The following is an 18,082-nucleotide window of genomic DNA, read 5'->3' as shown; positions in this document are numbered from 1 at the left end:
GCCGGCCTCACAGGATGGGCGTGCCGCCGGTGACGGCGATGCGTGCACCGGAGACGTAGCTGGCCTCATCCGATGCCAGCAGGACGTAGACCGGCGCGAGCTCCGCCGGTTGCGCGGGCCGTCCCAGGGGCGCCTGCTGGCCGAAGCTCTCGACCTTCTCTGGCGGCATCGTCGCGGGGATGAGCGGCGTCCACACCGGCCCGGGGGCGACGGAGTTCGCGCGGATGCCGCGCTCGGCGAGAAGCTGCGCGAGCGAGGCCGTCATGTTCGCGATCGCGGCTTTCGTGGCCGCATAGGGGAGCAGCGTCGGCGAGGGCTGGTCGGAGTTCACCGACGACGAGCCGATGATCGAGGCCCCCTCCTTCAGATGGGGCAGTGCGGCCTTCACGAGGTGGAAGTAGGCGCTGACGTTCGTCGCCCACGTGCGGTCCCACTCGTCGTCGGAAATCTCCTCGAGCGTGGGATGGTCCATCTGGAAGGCCGCATTGCTCACGAGGATGTCGAGGCCGCCCAGCTCGCTCACCGTCCGCTCGACGAGGGCGCGGCAATGCGCCGCATCCGCGATGTCGCCGGGCAGGAGGATCGCGCGCCGGCCGGCGTCCTCGACGAACCGCCGCGACTCCTCGGCGTCGTCGTGCTCGTCGAGGTAGCTGATGGCCACGTCGGCGCCCTCGCGGGCGAAGGCGAGCGCGACCGCCTTGCCGATGCCGCTGTCGCCTCCCGTGATGAGGGCGACCTTGCCCGTGAGGCGACCCGAGCCGCGGTAGCTGTCGACGCCATAGTCGGGCGGCGGGTCCATCTCGCGATCGGTGCCGGACGGGCTGCTGCTGGGCGGGCTGGCTCATGGGGTGCCTTTCACGGTCGGGGTGACGCGTCGATGCGACCCCACCCCGCGCGATAGTTCATCGGGGTTGACAGCGCGCCGCGGTCTGTCAAGGGTCGCGCGTGCGCAGCGGCCGGCGTGTGGGATGGACGTCCCCCGACCGAAGGATCCCGCATGAGCGACTCCCGCGACACGCCCGCCACGACCGACGCCGCCGGCGTGCAGCCCCTGCGCGACGGCGACACCTCCATCGAGCCCGACCCGGCGGCCGACCCCGCCCAGGCCGAATGGGACCGGACGACCGCTCTGGACGAGGGCGCCTCGCTCGACGAGCTCGACCCTGCCACCGCGACGGGGGACGACCCTGCGCACCTCGAGGCGCCGGATGACGAGATCCCCGCCGAAGACCTCGCGGCGGGATGGCAGCAGCCGGAATCGCAGGGCGATGACCCGGTCATCGCCGATCTGGGAGAGGACGGTCAGGGCGACCTCGCTCCCGAGGACCTGTGATCGGACGCCCCGGCCGGTCGAGCCGGGGGCGCCCGTCGCTAGCCTCGAGGCGTGGTGCATCACCTGACCGCCGCCCAGGCTCGGCGCATCGTCGTCCGCGCGCAGCTCCTCGACGCCGACCGCCCCGGCGACGTCGTCGAGGTGGCCGAGCAACTGGGTTACGTCAAGATCGACCCCACCGCGACGATCGCGCCGTGCGAGCACACCGTGCTGTGGTCGCGCATCGGCTGGTCGTACGAGCCGGGACAGCTGCGCAAGGCCGTGGCGGGCGACCGCCTGCTCTTCGAGTTCGACGGTGCCTTCCGCCCCATGTCGCTGCTGCCCCTGATGCTCCCGGCGATGCGGCAGTGGCCGCAGCGGGAGAGCAGCAGGCAGTGGCTCGCCGCGAACGACCGCTTCCGTCGCGACGTCCTCGCCCGGCTGCGCCCCGACGGGCCGCTGACGGCTGCCGACATCCCCGACACCGCGCAGGTGTCGCGCCCGCCCGACGGCTGGTCGGGTGCGAACCAGGTGCCGCACATGCTCGAGTTCCTCCAGCGGCAGGGCCTCGTCGCGGTCTGCGGCCGCGACGGCCGGACCCGCCGGTGGGATCTCGCCGAACGGGTCTACCCGCCTGACCTGCCGCAGTACGAGCCGGACGACGCCGCGCGCCTGCTGGAGGAGCGGCGGCTCCAGGCGGCGGGCCTCGCCAAACGCCGATCCCCGTGGACCCCCGTCGGTGAGGCCGGCGAGCCGGCGACGGTCGAAGGGTCGCGGTGGGCGTGGCGCGTCGACCCCGATGCGCTCGCGGCGCTCGATGAGGAGGTCGACGGCCGGGTAGCGCTGCTGAACCCTTACGACTCGCTGCTGTTCGACCGTCCGCGCCTCGCGGAGATCTTCGGCTTCGCGTACGTCCTCGAGCAGTTCAAGCCCGCGTCCGAACGCCGCTACGGGTATTTCGCCCACCCCATCCTCATGGGCGACCGCTTCGTCGGCATGCTCGACGCCGAGCACGACCGCGACGCGGACGTGCTGCGCGTCCGCGCAGTGCACGAGTTCGCACCCCTCGAGCCCGAAGAGCGGGACATCCTCCGCGCCGAGGTCGACGACCTCGGCGCGTGGCTCGGAGCTCCCGTCGTGATGCCCTGAGGCTCAGGTCACGCCGGGTCGGTGTCGGTGTACTGGCCCTCGGGCTCGCCCTCTTCGACGTGCTTGTGCACGGTGCCGTCGGCGCGCTCCACGTCGGTGTACTCGCCCGGCTCGTCGCGGTGCCGACCCGAGGGATCCGCGTCCGTGTACGCGCCGGATGCGTCCCGCTCGCGAGCCTCGTTCGTTTCGTTGTCGCTCATGACCGCCTCCTTGGGGTTCGAGTGCACGCTACGTCGCGCGCCGCTGGTTCCTCACGGTCTTGACATGGCCGCGAAGACGCTCCCGGCTCACAGGTACGGGGCGAGGACCCCCGCGGTCAGCAGCAGCACACCGGCGACCCCGCCGGCGGCGACGGCGGCATGGCGGCGCACGCGCTGCATCCGGTGTCGCGCGCGCGCGTTGGCGGGCGAGGTCGTGGAGCGCAGCGACCGCTGCGCTGAGGCGAGGGTCTCGTAGCGGCCGATGGGGGTGGAGAACTCGTCGAACGACACGAACGATCCGTCCGGCGTCGTGTCCACGTAGCCGGCGAAGGCGTCACCGCGATGGGCGACGTGGAAGCCGTGCTCGACCTCCGTCCACCGCAGTCCGCTCGCGGGGGCCTCGAGCGGGAGCAGGGCGGTCATCACGCCGCCTGCAGGGGGGCGCGCGCGTCGGCCGCCACGGGCTCGGCGAGGTCGACGTTGAGGCCGCGCGACGAGTTCGCGGCGTTGGCCAGCTCCTTCAACCACGCGGGGTCGAGGATCTCCGGCTCGGACGACGAGAAGACGAAGCGGAGGGGGATGGCCGGCTGGAGCCAGATCGTCGTACGTCCGGCCTCGTGCGGATGGCGCCACGAGAGGGTGAAGCTCTCGCCGCGGCGCAGCTTCGTCGCGACGACGACCTTGAGGTGCGCGAGGAGGCGGTCGGGCATCTCGATCGGCTCGACGCCGTTTCCGTAGAAGAGATAAGCCATCGTCGGTCCCCGTTCTCTCGCCAGCCTGGTTGCTTCAGTGCGATATTACTAGGCAGACTAGCTATTAGCCGAACAAGATGTCAAGATGAAGAACATGGCGGTGGTGAAAGCGCAGACGTATTGGTACGGAGCCGGGGTCGACGCCGACCGCGGGCGGCGGGTGCTGCACGCGCTGCGCCTGTATCACCTGGCGGAGACGGACATGCGTCGCCGCACGCGGGAGGCCATGCACATGGGCGACAACGAGATGACCGCGCTGCGCTTCCTCATCCGCTCGGAGGGGCGCGGCGAGCAGGTCACGCCCACCGACATCGCACGACACGTCGGGATCTCCACCGCCTCGACAACGTCGCTGCTCGATCGCCTCGAGCGCCTCGGCCATGTCGAGCGCATGCGCAGCGCCGCCGACCGCCGCAGCGTGTCGCTGCGCTCCACGGAGGTCGCCGCCGCGGCCGTGCGCGCGCAGCTCGGCGACATGCACGAGCGCATGATGGCGGCCACGGCCGGCCTCTCCGATGCCGAGGCCGACGCGATCGTCGGATTCCTCGAGCGGGTCGCCGCCGCCGTGGACGAGGTCGACCCGGCCGCGGGCCTGCGCGCGGCCGGCTGAGACGCCCGCCGCGTCCGCGGCCCCGCGGCGCGCCCCGCACGCGTGCGCGTCGATATCCTGAACGCGATCCTGCGATCGCGAGGGAGCTCAGTGACCAACGTTCAGGACGTGACGCGCCTCGAGGCGATCGCGCAGTACCGGCTCATCGACGAGCCGCCGACCGTCGACCTGCAGGGGCTGGTGCAGCTCGCGGCCACCGTATGCGGCGTGTCGACCGCCGTCATCAACATCATCGACGACCGCTTCCAGCACCAGATCGCGGCGGTCGGGCTCGAGCCGGCCGTCTGCTCGCGCGAGGATTCGATGTGCGCCCGGGTGTTCCAGAAGCCCGGCCACGTCGTCGTCCGCGACGCGAGCGAGGACGAGCGCTTCAAGGGGAACCCCTTCGTGACGGGCGAGATCGCCCACGTCCGCTTTTACGCCTCCAGCCCGCTCATCACGCCCACCGGCGTCCCGATCGGCACTCTGTGCGTCTTCGACGAGACCGCGGGAGAGCTGAGCCCGGAGAAGAGCGAAGGGTTGCGGCTGCTCGCCGGGCAGGTGGTCGACGTGCTCGAGCTGCGGCGACTGACGCGCGAGCTCGAAGACGCCAACGCCCAGCTGGAGAACTTCGCCGGCCAGGTCAGCCATGACCTCCGCAACCCTCTCACCGCGCTGTCCGGCTTCATCGAGCTTGCGGCCGACAGCCCCGAGCTCGCGCACGCCCCGCGCGCGGCGTACGCGCTCGCCCGTGCCGAGTCCGCCGCGGCCCGCATGGCGACGATGATCACGGACCTGCTCGACTACGCGCGCATCGGCGGTGCCGCCGTGCGCCACGAGGACGTCGACCTGCGCGCTGTCGTGGCCGCCGTGACCGACGACCTCGACGCCGCGATCAAGGAGAGCGGGGCGGTCGTCGACGTCGAGGGCGACACCGCGGTCGTGGGCGACGAGACCCTGCTGCGGGTCCTCCTGCAGAACGTCGTGGCGAACGCGCTGAAGTTCACGCACGCCGCCGGCACGAAGCCGCACGTCGTGGTGCGCGGCCACGCCCTGTTCGGGGGATGGCGCATCACCGTCGACGACAACGGCCCGGGCATCCCGGCCGCCGAGCGCGAGCGCGTGTTCGAGCTCATGGAGCGTGCGACGGCCGACGAGGTGCCGGGGCTCGGCATCGGTCTTTCCACGTGCCGTCGCATCGCGGAGGCGCACGGCGGACGGATGGGCATCGAGACCTCGCCGCTGGGCGGCACGAGCGTGTGGCTCGTCCTGCCGAAGCCGGAAGCGTCCTGACCGGCGCCGGCGCGCCTGTCAAGCCCTGTCGACCGCGGCGACCCGCGGGCAGGCTGGGGTCATGCCCGTGATCGCGCTCATCCTGCTCGTCGTCGGTGTCGTCCTGCTGCTGCTGGGCATCTTCGTCCAGGCGGTGAAGTTCCTGCTGTGGGTCGGCCTCGTGATCCTGGTCCTCGCGGTGATCGCGTGGCTCATGCGCTTCATCCGTCGGCAGGTGTGACCTCGGGGTCGCGCGCGGCGGAGCCGCCGTCCCCGCCGTCGGCGACCACGTCCGCGGGCGCGGCCAGCTCGCGCAGCACCGCGGCGAGGCGCTCGGCGAGATACGTGTGGCCGGCCGTCGACGGATGGTCGCGGCCGATGTCGCTCGAGTCGATCACGCGGGCGTAGTTGTCGGGCGTGATCCACGCGTCGGCGAGGGGCGAGACGTACCACCATCCGCGCGCCGCCGCGAGCTCGGCGAGATCGCGATCGATGCGCGCCGTGGCCGGCTCGACCGGGAGGACCTGCGGAGCGGGGCCCATGATGACCACGGCGGCCCCGGGATAGGTGGCTGCCAGCGTGTCCCACGCCGCGGTCACCGCGGTGCGGTAGCCGGCCGCGGGCAGGCGACGGTCGTTGATGGAGCCCTCGACGATGACGAGGTCCGGTGTCCACGTCGGGTCGAGCGCCGCGATGCGGTCGCCGAACGAGCCGCCGTCGATGCCCGGCTTGAGGTAGCCGCTGCCCCGGACGCCGTCGACGCGCACGTCCTGCCACCCCATGAGGTCGCCCAGCACGTAGGCGTAGCCGAGGGTGGGGTCCGATGCGGCGGAGCCGTACGTCCACGAGTCGCCGAAGATGAGCACCCGCGGCTGATCCGGCAACGCGAGCGGGGCCGGCGCGATCGCGGGGTCGGAGGCCGCCGCGGCGGCCACGCGGGCGGGCGCCGGGGTGGGCGCCCACGGCCGCCACGCGGCGAACGCGCAGATCGCCACGATGGCCAGCGCCAGCACGGCGAAAGGCCAGCGCGGGCGGCGCGGGCGGGCGGGATCGGGCGTCCTCACGCGCAGAGTGTATGTCACGTCGTTCGCACCCTCCGCATCGGCTGCTCCGACCGGGGGAGAACGGTGCTCCGGGTCCGCGCCGAGGCCACTCGAGCGCGTGCGAGGATATCCCGGTGCAGCGCCTCGTGACCGCCGAGCTCGACCTCGAACTCGCGGCCTCCGTCGACCTCGTCTTCCAGATCGCGACGGCGCAGCCGGTGCCGCTGGGCGAGGAGCAGCTGACGTTCACGCAGGGCGATCGGGTGTACACCGCGACGGAGATCGTGGACCAGTCCGGCAGCCGGCTGCACCGCTTCCTCGGCGAGCCCGGCCCGCTGGAGGTGCGGTACCGCGCGACGGTGTCCGGTCCGGCGGCGCCGGGGCGCACGAGCGACCTAGAGACGATCACGTACCTGCGTCCGAGCCGCTACTGCCAGTCCGACGAGGTGTTCGCGCAGGCGCGCCGCCAGTTCCGCGGGCTGTCGGGGTTCGAGCTCGTCGAGGCGGTGTCGTCGTTCGTCGCCGCGAGCGTCACCTACACGCCGGGGCTGAGCCTCGGCACCGACAGCGCCGTGACGACGCTCATGACGGGTCAGGGGGTGTGCCGCGACTATGCGCACGTCGTGATCGCGCTGCTGCGGGCGATGGACGTGCCGGCGCGCTACGCCGCGTGCTACGCGCCCGGGCTCGAGCCGATGGATTTCCACGCGGTCGCCGAGGCGTTCGTCGACGGCGCGTGGTACGTCGTCGACGCCACGCGCCTGTCCGACCGCCGCTCGCTCGTGCGCATCGCGACCGGGCGCGATGCGGCCGACTGCGCGTTCCTCAGCTACCACGGCGGTCACGTCGGGCTGACACGGCTGCGCGTGGACGCGTGGGTGGATCCGGATGCGGGGGACGCGGCATCCTCCGCCGACGACCACGTCGCGCTCGTCCAGATCGCCTGAGCACGGCGGGGCCGGAGCCGCACCGCCCGTAGAATGGTGCGGTTATGGATCCCGAAGCCCTCTCCGCCGCCCTGCTCGCCGTCGTGACGCCGATCGCAGAGGCGCGACGAGAGGGGGCGAGCGCGGGGCTCACCGTCGCCGACCTTCCCCTGGAGCGGCCGAAGAACCGTGACCACGGCGACTGGGCGTCCAACGCCGCGCTGAAGCTCGCCAAGAAGGTGGGCGCGCCGCCGCGCGAGTTCGCCGACGAGATCGCCGCGGGCCTCACCGCCGTCGACGGGATCGCGAGTGTCGAGGTCGCCGGTCCGGGCTTCATCAACATCCGCCTGGAGGCGGCGGCCGCCGGTGCCCTCGCGAAGACGATCGTCGAGCAGGGCGCCGCCTTCGGCACGAACGATTCGCGCCGCGACGAGGTCATCAACCTCGAGTTCGTCAGCGCCAACCCGACGGGGCCGATCCACCTCGGCGGCACCCGGTGGGCGGCCGTCGGCGACTCCCTCGCCCGCATCCTCGCCGCGCAGGGCGCGCAGGTCACGCGCGAGTACTACTTCAACGACCACGGTGCGCAGATCGACCGCTTCGCACGCAGCCTCGTCGCCGCCCACGAGGGCCGGCCCACCCCCGAGGACGGCTACGGCGGCGCCTACATCGGCGACATCGCGCGCCGCGTCGCGCTCGCCTATGAGGGCGACATCGACGCCCTCGACGGCGACGCCAAGCAGGAGGCGTTCCGCGAGCTCGGCGTGAACTTCATGTTCGACGAGATCAAGCAGTCGCTGCATCAGTTCGGCGTCGACTTCGACGTCTACTTCCACGAGAACGACCTGCATGAATCGGGTGCCGTCGAGCGCGCGGTGCAGCGCCTGCGCGAGCTCGGCCACATCTACGAGGCCGACGGCGCCACGTGGCTGCGCTCGACGGAGTTCGGCGACGACAAGGATCGCGTCGTCATCAAATCCGACGGCAAGCCCGCCTACATCTCCGGCGACCTCGCCTACTACCTCGACAAGCGCGAGCGCGGCTTCAACCGCTGCATCATCATGCTCGGCGCCGACCACCACGGGTACGTGCAGCGGCTCATGGCGATGTGCGCGGCGTTCGGCGACGAGCCCTACGTGAACCTGCAGATCCTCATCGGCCAGCTCGTGAACCTCGTCAAGGACGGTCAGCCGGTGCGGATGTCCAAGCGCGCCGGCACGGTCGTCACGATGGAGGACCTCGTCGAGATCGTCGGCGTGGATGCGGCGCGCTATGCGCTCACGCGCAGCTCGGCCGACTCCAACCTCGACGTCGACCTCGACGTGCTGCAGAAGCGGACGAACGACAACCCGGTCTTCTATGTGCAGTACGCGCACGCGCGCACGCACAACGTGGCGCGCAACGCCGCCGCATCCGGCGTGGATCGCTCGGAGTTCGCGCCCGAGCTGCTCACGCACGAGACCGAGTCGGCGCTCCTCGGCGCCCTGCAGGAGTTCCCCCGCGTCGTGGCGTTCGCCGCCGAGGTGCGGGAGCCGCACCGCGTCGCGCGCTACCTGGAGGAGCTCGCGGGTCTGTATCACCGCTGGTACGACAACTGCCGGGTGATCCCGCTCGGGGACGAGCCGGTCACGAACCTGCACCGCACGCGCCTGTGGCTCAACGACGCGACCGGGCAGGTGCTGCGCAACGGACTGACACTGCTCGGCGTCGGCGCGCCCGAGCGGATGTGACCATGGCCGGCGACGCGCTGCCCTTCGGGTTCACCGAGTACCGGCCCGAGCCGCGCCGCCGCCGGGCGTGGCCGTGGATCGTCACGCTCGTGTTCGTCGTCGTGCTCATCCTGGGTGCGGCCGTCGGCGCGGAGGCCGTCGCGCGCGCCGTCGTGCAGGTCGGCGTCCGCCAGCTCGTGGTCTCGCAGCTCGGTCTCCCCGCCGACCAGCAGGTGGATGTCGAGGTGCCCGGGCTCGTCATCCCGCAGCTGCTGTCGGGGCGCCTCGACGCCGTCGAGGTGGCATCGGACGACGTCGCCCTCGGGCCGGTCGCGGGCGACGTGTCGGTGCGGCTCGCGCAGGTGCCGCTCTCCGCCGACGCGGCCGCAGGCCCCGGCACGGCGACCGTGCGGCTCGATCAGGATCAGCTGCGTGCGCTGCTGGCGGGGATCGACGGCTTCCCGGCCGACACCGTCGGCCTCGCCGCCCCCGACGTCACCGTGTCCACGGAGCTGTCCGTCTTCGGCGCCGCCGTGCCGGTCGGCCTCGCGCTCGCTCCCGGCGCGGAGGGCGGTGCGCTGACGCTCACACCGGCGTCCTTCGACGTGGCGGGAGCACGCGTGGACGCCGACGCGCTGCGGGCCCGGTTCGGCGGCATCGCGGATGCAGTCCTGCGCACGTGGAGCGTGTGCGTCGCCTCCGACCTGCCGGCCGCGCTCACTCTCACCGGCGCGCGGGTCGACGGCCCGCACGTGGTCGCGGACTTCGACATCGACGGGGCCGTCGTCGTCGACCCCGCGCTGCGGGCGAACGGGACGTGCGGCTGACGCCGCGTCACACGCGGGAATGCGGGTGAGGGCGTCCGGCTAGACTGCAACCACGCCCGGCGTGAGCCCTCCGCCGACGGCGTCGCCGCTCCGCGGCACCCGCCTCCACCCGATTGGTCCCCGCCCGTGTCCGCCTCGACCGCTCCGCCCGTGCCCGAGGGGCTCGTCGTCCCCGACGACGCCAATGCGCTGCAGGCCGGTGTGTGGCCGTCGGGCGCCGAGCGGGACGGCGACGGCGTGCTCGCGATCGGCGGCGTCGACGTGCAGCGGCTGCGCGCCCGGTTCGGCACGCCGCTGTACGTGCTGGACGAGGACGAGGTCCGCGCGCGGGCGCGCCGCACACGCGCGGCGTTCGAAGCCGCCGCCGCCCGCCACGGCGGCCGAGCGCGCGTCTACTACGCGGGCAAGGCGCTCCTGACCACCGACATCGTCCGCTGGATGGTGGAGGAAGGGCTGCGCGTGGACGTGTGCAGCGCCGGCGAGCTGGCCGTCGCGCTCGCCGCCGGCGTGGATGCGCGTCCGCTCGGCTACCACGGGAACAACAAGTCCGTCCCCGCCCTCGAGAGGGCCGTCGAGGTCGGCGTCGGCACGGTCATCGTCGACAGCCCGATCGAGATCGAGCGCCTCGCCGCGATCGCCGACCGGCGCGGGGCCGTGCAGTCGGTGCTCGTGCGCGTCCGTACGGGCGTGCACGCCGAGACCCACGCGTTCCTGGCCACGGCGCACGAGGATCAGAAGTTCGGGTTCGCGCTCGACGACGTGCCGGCGGCGGTCGCCCGCATCCGGGCCCTCCCGGGCCTGCGCTTCGCGGGCCTGCACGCCCACATCGGCTCGCAGATCTTCGAGGCCGACGGCTTCCGCGCGTCGGCGGCACGGCTGGTCGAGCTCCACGCCGAGCTCCTGGCCGGCGGCGACATCCCGCTGCTGAACCTCGGCGGCGGATTCGGCATCGCCTACACCGCGGCGGATGCGCCGCGCGCGATCGAGGAGATCGCCGCGGGGATCGTCGACGCCGTGGCCGACCAGTGCGCCGTCCGCGGCATCCCGCTGCCCGAGCTGGCGTTCGAGCCGGGGCGGGTGATCGTCGGCCCCGCCGGGGTCACGCTCTACGAGGTGGGCACCGTCAAGCCCGTCCGCGTCTCCGACGACCTGTCGCGCGTGTACGTCAGCGTCGACGGCGGCATGAGCGACAACGCCCGGCCGGCCCTGTACGGCGCGCAGTACTCCGCGCGCATCGCGTCGCGCGTCTCGGATGCGGCGCCCGCCCTCGCCCGCGTCGTCGGCCATCACTGCGAGTCCGGCGACATCGTGGTCGACGCCGAGTACCTTCCGGGCGATGTCGCGCCAGGCGACCTGCTGGCGGTCCCCGCCACCGGCGCGTACTGCCTGTCGCTCGCGAGCACCTACAACTACACGCCCCGGCCCGCCCTCGTGGCCGTGCGCGACGGCGACGCCCGCGTGCTCATCCGCCGCGAGAGCATCGACGACCTGCTGGCGCGCGACACCGGCGCCGCACCGATCGAAGGGACGACGACCCCCGTGCCGACCGAGCGATTCCAGGAGCATCCGTGACCGATTACCGCCGCCTCCGCGTCGCGCTCCTGGGCGCCGGCGCGGTCGGCTCGCAAGTGGCCGCCCTCCTGCTCAAGCACGGCGCCGAGCTCGCCGACCGCGCCGGCGCGTCGCTCGAACTCGCCGGCATCGCGGTGCGCGACCTCGACGCGCCCCGCGACGTCGAGCTGCCCCGCGAACTGCTCACGACCGATCCCGAGCCGCTCCTCGTCGGTGCCGACATCGTCATCGAGCTCATGGGCGGCATCGAGCCCGCGCGCACGTGGCTGCTCCAGGCCATCAACGCCGGGGCCGACGTCGTCACGGCCAACAAGGCTCTCCTGGCCACGCACGGCCCCGAGATCTTCGAGGCGGCCGACCAGGTCGGCGCCCAGGTCTACTACGAGGCCGCCGCCGCCGGCGCGATCCCGATCATCCGCCCCCTCCGCGACTCGCTCGCCGGCGACCGCGTGCGCCGCATCATGGGCATCGTCAACGGCACGACGAACTACATCCTCGACCGCATGGACCGGGAGGGCGCGGAGTTCGCCGACGTCCTCGCCGACGCTCAGCGCCTCGGCTACGCGGAGGCCGACCCGACCGCGGACGTCGAGGGGTACGACGCGGCGCAGAAGGCAGCGATCCTCGCGAGCCTCGCGTTCCACACGACGGTGCCCCTCGAGGCCGTCCACCGCGAGGGCATCACCGCGATCGACGCGCAGATGATCGAGGACGCGCGCCACGCCGGCTACGTCATCAAGCTGCTCGCGGTGTGCGAGCGCCTGGAGGGCGCGGGCGAGGGCGGCGACGCGATCTCGGTGCGCGTGTACCCGGCGCTCGTCGACCGCTCGCACCCGCTCGCGAGCGTCCACGGCGCGAACAACGCCGTCTTCGTCGAGGCCGAGGCCGCGGGCGACCTGATGTTCTACGGCGCCGGAGCCGGGGGAGTGCAGACCGCGTCGGCGGTGCTCGGCGATGTCGTGTCGGCGGCCCGCCGGCACATCGCGGGCGGGCTCGGCGTGGCGGAGTCGACGCGGGCGAACCTGCCGATCGTGACGATCGGGCACGTGACGACGCGCTACCAGATCACCCTCGAAGTGGATGACCGGCCCGGCGTGCTCGCGACGGTCGCGGGCATCCTGAGCGACGGGCGCGTCTCGATCGCGACGCTCGAGCAGACCGTCGTGGGATCGAGCGACGCGGCCGGGGCCGTCCGGCCCGACGAGGAGGGCACGGCGCGGCTGGTCATCGGCACGCACCGCGCCCGCGAACAAGACCTGAGCGAGACCGTGCAGCGGCTCGCCGACAGCGGCGTCGTCGAGCGCGTCGTGTCGGTGCTGCGCGTGGAAGGAGACTGACATGGCCCACCTCTGGCGCGGAGTGCTCCGCGAATACGCCGATCGGCTCGGGGTCACCGACGCCTCGACGGTCGTCACCCTCGGCGAGGGTGGCACGCCGCTGCTGCCCGCGCCCGCGCTCTCGCGCCGCACCGGCGCCGACGTGTGGGTGAAGTTCGAGGGCATGAATCCGACCGGATCCTTCAAGGACCGCGGCATGACCGTCGCGCTCTCGCGGGCCGTCGAGCACGGCGCGAAGGCGGTCATCTGTGCGTCGACGGGCAACACGTCGGCGTCGGCCGCCGCCTATGCCGCGCACGCGGGCATCACCGCGGCCGTGCTCGTGCCCGAGGGCAAGATCGCGATGGGCAAGCTCAGCCAGGCCGTCGCCCACGACGGCCGCCTGATCCAGATCCGCGGCAATTTCGACGACTGCCTCGAGATCGCGCGGGAGCTCGCCGACCACTATCCGGTGCACCTCGTGAACTCGGTCAACCCCGACCGCATCGAGGGCCAGAAGACGGCGGCGTACGAGGTCGTGGAGGTGCTCGGCGACGCGCCCGACTTCCACATCATCCCCGTGGGCAACGCGGGCAACTACACCGCCTACTCGCGCGGCTACCGCGAGGAGGCCGAGCGCGGCGTCGCCACGCGCGTTCCCCGCATGTTCGGCTTCCAGGCCGAGGGGTCCGCCCCGCTCGTGCGCGGCGAGGTCGTGCGCAACCCCGAGACGGTCGCCAGCGCCATCCGCATCGGCAACCCCGCCTCGTGGGAGCTCGCGCTCGAGGCGCAGGCCGCCACCGACGGCTACTTCGGCGCCATCGACGACGCCCGCATCCTCGCCGCGCAGAAGCTCCTCGCGGGCGAGGTCGGCATCTTCGTCGAGCCGGCGTCGGCGATCTCGGTGGCGGGCCTGCTCGACCGCGCCGAGGCGGGCGTCATCCCCGCCGGCGCGCGCGTCGTCCTCACCGTCACCGGTCATGGCCTGAAGGACCCGCAGTGGGCCCTGCGCAACGCCGACGGCACCGACGTGCAGCCGACGGTCGTGGATGCGGCGACCTCCGAGGTCGCCTCCGTGCTGGGACTCGTCCCCGTCACCGCGGCATGACCGGACACGACCGCAGCGGGAGCGAGCGCTCGGTCGTCGTGCGCGTGCCCGCCACGAGCGCGAACCTCGGACCGGGCTTCGACACGCTCGGGCTCGCCCTGAGCGTGTACGACGAGCTCGAGGCGACGCTGCGTGCCGAGCCGGGCGTCGAGGTCGACGTCGAGGGCGAGGGCGCCGCATCCGTCGCGCGCGACGAGTCGAACCTCGTCGTGCGCGCGATCGCGCACGCCTACGCCGCCGTGGGGCGACCGCTCCCGGGCCTGCGGCTGCGGGCGCACAACGTCATCCCGCACGGGCGCGGCATGGGCTCCTCCGGCGCGGCCGTCGTGTCGGGGCTGCTCGCCGCGAAGGGCCTCCTCGCCCCCGAGGTCGAGCTCGGCGACGAGACGCTCCTGCGCCTGGCGACCGAGATGGAGGGGCACCCCGACAACGTCGCGCCCGCCCTGTTCGGCGGCCTGACGATCGCGTGGATGGACGAGACCGGGCCGCAGCACAAGCAGCTCATCGTGCACCGCGGTGTCGCGCCGCTCGTCTTCGTCCCGGAGTTCACGATGTCGACCTCCGTCGCGCGCAGCCTCCAGCCGCTGCACGTGCCCCGCGAGGACGCGGTGTTCAACGTGTCGCGGTCGGCGCTGCTCATCGCCGCGCTCACCCAGAGCCCCGAGCTGCTCATGGCCGCCACCGAGGACAAGCTGCACCAGAGCTACCGTGCGCAGGCCATGCCCGAGACCGATCGGCTCGTGCGCGCCCTGCGGGCCGAGGGGTTCGCCGCCGTCGTGTCGGGGGCGGGGCCGAGCGTCCTCGTGCTCGCCGACGGCCCGGGTCGGCGCCTGGAGGCCGCGCGGCTGGCGGCGTCTGTCGTCGACACCCCGTGGGAGGCGCACATGCTCGCCGTCGATGTGCGGGGTGGTACAGTGAGGGGCAACGCGGGGGGTTCCACGTTCCGAACGTGAGTCTGGCCTCCGCCGCAAATCTGCGAACCACCAGCGCACGCATCCGCAACCCGCACGGCCCGTCCGGCCGGTGAATCGCGGTGCGTAACCCGAAGCCTGTCGACGGGACGACGCCCGATCCACCACAGCGTCGTGCGCGGGTCTGATCATCCGTTTCACAAGGGAGTACTCGTGGAGTCCATCTCCGAGGTCCACACCGACGCGCCGTCCGACAGCGACGACGCCACCACCACCACCGACACGACCGCGCCCGTCGCCGACGCCGCCGCGGCCGAGGACGCCGCCCCGGCCGACGACGCCGTCGCGGCGGGCGACACCGCTCCGCCCCAAGACGCCGCCGCGTCCGGCGACGCCGCGCCGGCCGCCGACGCGCCCGCCGACGCCGTCGAGGCGGCTCGCGCCGACGAGCCGGCGGCCGCTTCCGCCGCTGAGACGCCGGCGGTCGAGACCGCTCCGGCCGAGGCGGAGAAGCCCGCCAAGGCGCCGCGCAAGCGCGCGCCGCGCCGCGCCAAGAGCTCCGACGTCGCCGCCGAGGCGCCGGCCGAGGCCCCCGCCGCTGAGACGGCGCCTGAGACCGCCGCCGAGACCGCCGCGCCGGCCGCCGACGCGACCGCCGCGCCCGCCGCCGAGGACACGACCGAAGCCACCGAGACCGCCGCATCCGAGGCGCCCGCGCCGGCGGCCGCAGCCGCCGAGGCCGCCCCCGCCGAGGCGCCGGCCGAGACCGCTGAGGCACCCGTCGAAGGCGGCGGGACCGACACCGCCGACGAGGGCGCGACGTCGGGCCGCAGCCGTGGGCGCGGACGCAGCCGCAACCGCAACCGCAGCGGCGGTGCCGCCGGCGAGCAGCAGACCGCCGAGAAGGCGGCGCCGCAGGCGGCCCCGGCCGCCGAGAACGAGCGCGAGCAGCAGAACGGCGACGCGCAGGGCAACGGCCGCAGCCGTCAGCGCAACAAGCGGCGCGGCGGGCAGAACCAGACCGGTGACGAGTTCGAGACCGAGATCGGCGAGGACGACGTCCTCATCCCCGTCGCCGGCATCCTCGACGTGCTCGACAACTACGCGTTCGTCCGCACCACCGGCTACCTCCCCGGCCCGAGCGACGTCTACGTCTCGCTCGGCCAGGTGAAGAAGTACAACCTCCGCAAGGGCGACGCCGTCGTGGGCGCCATCAAGCAGCCTCGCGAGAACGAGCAGTCCGGCCGCCAGAAGTACAACGCGCTGGTGAAGGTCGACGCGATCAACGGCCTGTCGGTCGAGGATGCGGCGAACCGGGTCGAGTTCGGCAGGCTCACGCCGCTGTACCCGCAGGAGCGCCTGCGCCTGGAGACCGCGCCGGAGAAGCTGACGCAGCGCATCATCGACCTCGTCGCGCCCATCGGCAAGGGCCAGCGCGGTCTGATCGTCGCGCCCCCGAAGGCGGGCAAGACCATCGTGCTGCAGCAGATCGCCAACGCGATCGCGCACAACAACCCCGAGGTGCACCTGATGGTCGTGCTCGTGGACGAGCGCCCCGAAGAGGTCACCGACATGCAGCGGACCGTCCGCGGCGAGGTCGTCGCCTCGACCTTCGACCGTCCCGCGGAGGACCACACGACCGTCGCGGAGCTCGCGATCGAGCGCGCGAAGCGGCTCGTCGAGCTCGGCCGCGACGTCGTCGTGCTGCTCGACTCGATCACGCGCCTCGGCCGTGCGTACAACATCTCCGCGCCCACCTCGGGCCGCGTGCTCACCGGTGGCGTCGACGCGTCGGCGCTGTATCCGCCCAAGCGCTTCTTCGGCGCCGCGCGCAACATCGAGAACGGCGGATCGCTCACGATCCTCGCCACGGCGCTCGTGGAGACCGGGTCCAAGATGGACGACGTCATCTTCGAGGAGTTCAAGGGCACCGGCAACAGCGAGCTGCGGCTGAGCCGTCAGCTCGCCGACAAGCGCATCTTCCCCGCCGTCGACGTCAACGCGTCGTCCACGCGTCGCGAGGAGATGCTCCTGTCGCCCGACGAGGTCAAGATCACGTGGAAGCTGCGCCGCGCGCTCGCGGGCCTCGACCCCCAGCAGGCGCTGGAGGTCGTGCTCGGCAAGCTCAAGGAGACGCAGTCCAACGTCGAGTTCCTCGTCCAGATGCAGAAGTCGATCCCGGCGCCCGCGCACGGCAACGGCGGCGGGCACAGCCACCGGGACGACAACAGCATCCGCTGAGTCCGGCGAAGCGTGATCCGTGGCACCTGAGCCTGCAGAGGGATCGGGCATCCTCGAGTCCGTCCGCAGTCTCCTCGACGAGCACAAGCGCGTCGAGGAGGAGCTGAACGACCCGGCCGTCCACGCCGACCCCGCCCGCGCGAAGCGCGTCAATCGGCGCTACGCCGAGCTGAACCGCATCATGCACGCGTACGACGCGTGGCGCGCCGCATCCGACGACCTCGAGGCCGCCCGCGAGCTCGCGCGCGAGGACGAGGCGATCGCGGCGGAGATCCCCGAGATGGAGGAGTCGCTCGCCGACGCGCAGGAGAAGCTGCGGCGCCTGCTCATCCCGCGCGACCCCGACGACGCGCGCGACGTGATCATGGAGATCAAGCAGGGGGAGGGCGGCGCGGAGTCGGCCCTGTTCGCCGCCGACCTGCTGCGCATGTATCTGCAGTATGCCGCGTCGATGGGGTGGAAGACCGAGCTGCTCGAGCGCAACGAATCCGACCTGGGTGGCTACAAGGACGTGCAGGTCGCGATCAAGGGCAGCTCCGACGATCCCGCGCAGGGCGTGTGGGCGCACTTGAAGTACGAGGGCGGCGTGCACCGCGTGCAGCGCGTGCCCGCGACCGAGTCGCAGGGCCGCATCCACACGTCGACGACCGGCGTGCTCGTCTTCCCCGAGGTCGACGAGCCCGAGGAGATCTCCATCGACCCGAACGATCTGAAGATCGACGTGTTCCGCTCGTCCGGCCCGGGCGGCCAGTCGGTCAACACGACCGACTCGGCCGTGCGCATCACGCACGTGCCGACCGGCATCGTGGTGTCGATGCAGAACGAGAAATCCCAGCTGCAGAACCGCGAGGCCGGCATGCGCGTGCTGCGGGCGCGGCTGCTCGCGAAGCAGCAGGAGGAGCGGGATGCGGCGGCCTCCGACGCGCGCCGCTCGCAGATCCGCGGCATGGACCGCTCCGAGCGCATCCGCACGTACAACTTCCCCGAGAACCGCATCGCCGACCACCGCACCGGCTACAAGGCGTACAACCTCGACCAGGTCATGGACGGCGCGCTCGGCCCGATCATCGAGTCGGCGATCGCCGCCGACGAGGAAGCCCGCCTCGCCGCCCTCGGCTCCTCCGACTGAACATCCCGCAGGGCTCCGGGTGGGCG

At 72.7% G+C, this 18,082-nt stretch carries 19 protein-coding genes; 14 read left to right on the top strand and 5 right to left on the bottom strand.

Going from position 1 to position 18,082, the window contains the following annotated elements:
• Positions 1-7: 7 nt before the first annotated feature.
• A complete protein-coding gene (locus EI169_RS11900; protein ID WP_125132521.1) occupies positions 8-799 on the bottom strand; it encodes an SDR family oxidoreductase in 792 nt (263 codons plus the stop codon).
• Between the two features lie 198 nt (positions 800-997).
• Between EI169_RS11900 and EI169_RS11895 the strand changes: the two genes are divergently transcribed.
• The gene (locus tag EI169_RS11895; RefSeq protein WP_125132520.1) at positions 998-1,333 is read left to right on the top strand and encodes a sugar ABC transporter ATPase; all 336 of its coding nucleotides are present in this window, start codon (positions 998-1,000) and stop codon (positions 1,331-1,333) included.
• A gap of 54 nt (positions 1,334-1,387) precedes the next feature.
• Entirely contained in the window at positions 1,388-2,461 is a 1,074-nt protein-coding gene (locus EI169_RS11890; RefSeq protein ID WP_125133456.1) for a crosslink repair DNA glycosylase YcaQ family protein, read from the top strand.
• 8 nt (positions 2,462-2,469) lie between these two features.
• Here EI169_RS11890 and EI169_RS11885 read toward each other — a convergent pair whose 3' ends face one another.
• The 3 genes from EI169_RS11885 to EI169_RS11875 all read right to left on the bottom strand — a co-directional run bounded on the left by EI169_RS11885 (position 2,470) and on the right by EI169_RS11875 (position 3,413).
• Positions 2,470-2,661, bottom strand: coding sequence for a hypothetical protein (locus tag EI169_RS11885; protein ID WP_125132519.1), 192 nt, complete (start codon positions 2,659-2,661; stop codon positions 2,470-2,472).
• A gap of 87 nt (positions 2,662-2,748) precedes the next feature.
• Positions 2,749-3,084: a peptide ABC transporter permease gene (locus EI169_RS11880; RefSeq protein WP_125132518.1), complete on the bottom strand. Its 336-nt coding sequence runs from the start codon at positions 3,082-3,084 to the stop codon at positions 2,749-2,751.
• Positions 3,084-3,413, bottom strand: coding sequence for a hypothetical protein (locus EI169_RS11875; RefSeq protein ID WP_125132517.1), 330 nt, complete (start codon positions 3,411-3,413; stop codon positions 3,084-3,086). Before EI169_RS11875 ends, EI169_RS11880 begins: the two co-directional genes overlap by 1 nt.
• 85 nt (positions 3,414-3,498) lie before the next feature.
• On the opposite strand from EI169_RS11875, the gene EI169_RS11870 reads away from it, so the two are divergent.
• From EI169_RS11870 to EI169_RS16625, 3 genes are all read left to right on the top strand, one after another.
• The gene (locus tag EI169_RS11870) at positions 3,499-4,023 is read left to right on the top strand and encodes a MarR family transcriptional regulator (RefSeq protein ID WP_125132516.1); all 525 of its coding nucleotides are present in this window, start codon (positions 3,499-3,501) and stop codon (positions 4,021-4,023) included.
• Positions 4,024-4,113: 90 nt separating this feature from the next.
• Positions 4,114-5,295, top strand: coding sequence for a GAF domain-containing sensor histidine kinase (locus EI169_RS11865; RefSeq protein ID WP_125132515.1), 1,182 nt, complete (start codon positions 4,114-4,116; stop codon positions 5,293-5,295).
• A gap of 61 nt (positions 5,296-5,356) precedes the next feature.
• Complete coding sequence (locus EI169_RS16625) at positions 5,357-5,515, top strand: hypothetical protein (protein WP_164515493.1); 159 nt, start codon at positions 5,357-5,359, stop codon at positions 5,513-5,515.
• On the opposite strand, the gene EI169_RS11860 is transcribed toward EI169_RS16625, so the two are convergent.
• Positions 5,496-6,338: an SGNH/GDSL hydrolase family protein gene (locus tag EI169_RS11860; protein ID WP_240640428.1), complete on the bottom strand. Its 843-nt coding sequence runs from the start codon at positions 6,336-6,338 to the stop codon at positions 5,496-5,498. The genes EI169_RS16625 and EI169_RS11860 overlap by 20 nt on opposite strands.
• 113 nt (positions 6,339-6,451) lie before the next feature.
• On the opposite strand from EI169_RS11860, the gene EI169_RS11855 reads away from it, so the two are divergent.
• The 9 genes from EI169_RS11855 to prfA all read left to right on the top strand — a co-directional run bounded on the left by EI169_RS11855 (position 6,452) and on the right by prfA (position 18,056).
• On the top strand, positions 6,452-7,264 hold the full coding sequence (locus EI169_RS11855) for a transglutaminase family protein (protein ID WP_125132513.1): 813 nt from the start codon (positions 6,452-6,454) through the stop codon (positions 7,262-7,264).
• A 44-nt stretch (positions 7,265-7,308) separates the two neighbouring features.
• The gene (gene argS, locus EI169_RS11850) at positions 7,309-8,973 is read left to right on the top strand and encodes an arginine--tRNA ligase (RefSeq protein WP_125132512.1); all 1,665 of its coding nucleotides are present in this window, start codon (positions 7,309-7,311) and stop codon (positions 8,971-8,973) included.
• 2 nt (positions 8,974-8,975) lie between these two features.
• Positions 8,976-9,779: an LmeA family phospholipid-binding protein gene (locus EI169_RS11845; RefSeq protein WP_125132511.1), complete on the top strand. Its 804-nt coding sequence runs from the start codon at positions 8,976-8,978 to the stop codon at positions 9,777-9,779.
• Positions 9,780-9,905: 126 nt separating this feature from the next.
• Positions 9,906-11,351 (top strand): diaminopimelate decarboxylase, encoded by a 1,446-nt coding sequence (gene lysA / locus EI169_RS11840; protein WP_125132510.1) that lies wholly within the window; start codon positions 9,906-9,908, stop codon positions 11,349-11,351.
• Complete coding sequence (locus EI169_RS11835; protein WP_125132509.1) at positions 11,348-12,688, top strand: homoserine dehydrogenase; 1,341 nt, start codon at positions 11,348-11,350, stop codon at positions 12,686-12,688. Before lysA ends, EI169_RS11835 begins: the two co-directional genes overlap by 4 nt.
• A gap of 1 nt (position 12,689) precedes the next feature.
• Entirely contained in the window at positions 12,690-13,775 is a 1,086-nt protein-coding gene (thrC, locus tag EI169_RS11830; RefSeq protein ID WP_125132508.1) for a threonine synthase, read from the top strand.
• Positions 13,772-14,728 carry a homoserine kinase gene (gene thrB / locus EI169_RS11825; RefSeq protein ID WP_125132507.1) on the top strand — a complete coding sequence of 319 codons (957 nt, stop codon included), beginning with the start codon at positions 13,772-13,774 and terminating at the stop codon, positions 14,726-14,728. Before thrC ends, thrB begins: the two co-directional genes overlap by 4 nt.
• 171 nt (positions 14,729-14,899) lie before the next feature.
• Complete coding sequence (gene rho, locus EI169_RS11820; RefSeq protein WP_240640426.1) at positions 14,900-16,927, top strand: transcription termination factor Rho; 2,028 nt, start codon at positions 14,900-14,902, stop codon at positions 16,925-16,927.
• Between the two features lie 49 nt (positions 16,928-16,976).
• Positions 16,977-18,056 carry a peptide chain release factor 1 gene (gene prfA, locus EI169_RS11815; protein ID WP_125133455.1) on the top strand — a complete coding sequence of 360 codons (1,080 nt, stop codon included), beginning with the start codon at positions 16,977-16,979 and terminating at the stop codon, positions 18,054-18,056.
• Positions 18,057-18,082: the final 26 nt, after the last annotated feature.

It is taken from the genome of Microbacterium sp. 10M-3C3, assembly GCF_003931875.1.
In the GTDB taxonomy this organism is placed as follows: domain Bacteria; phylum Actinomycetota; class Actinomycetes; order Actinomycetales; family Microbacteriaceae; genus Microbacterium.
Note: the sequence above shows the minus strand (reverse complement) of the source record. Positions and strands in the feature narration are given on the sequence as shown.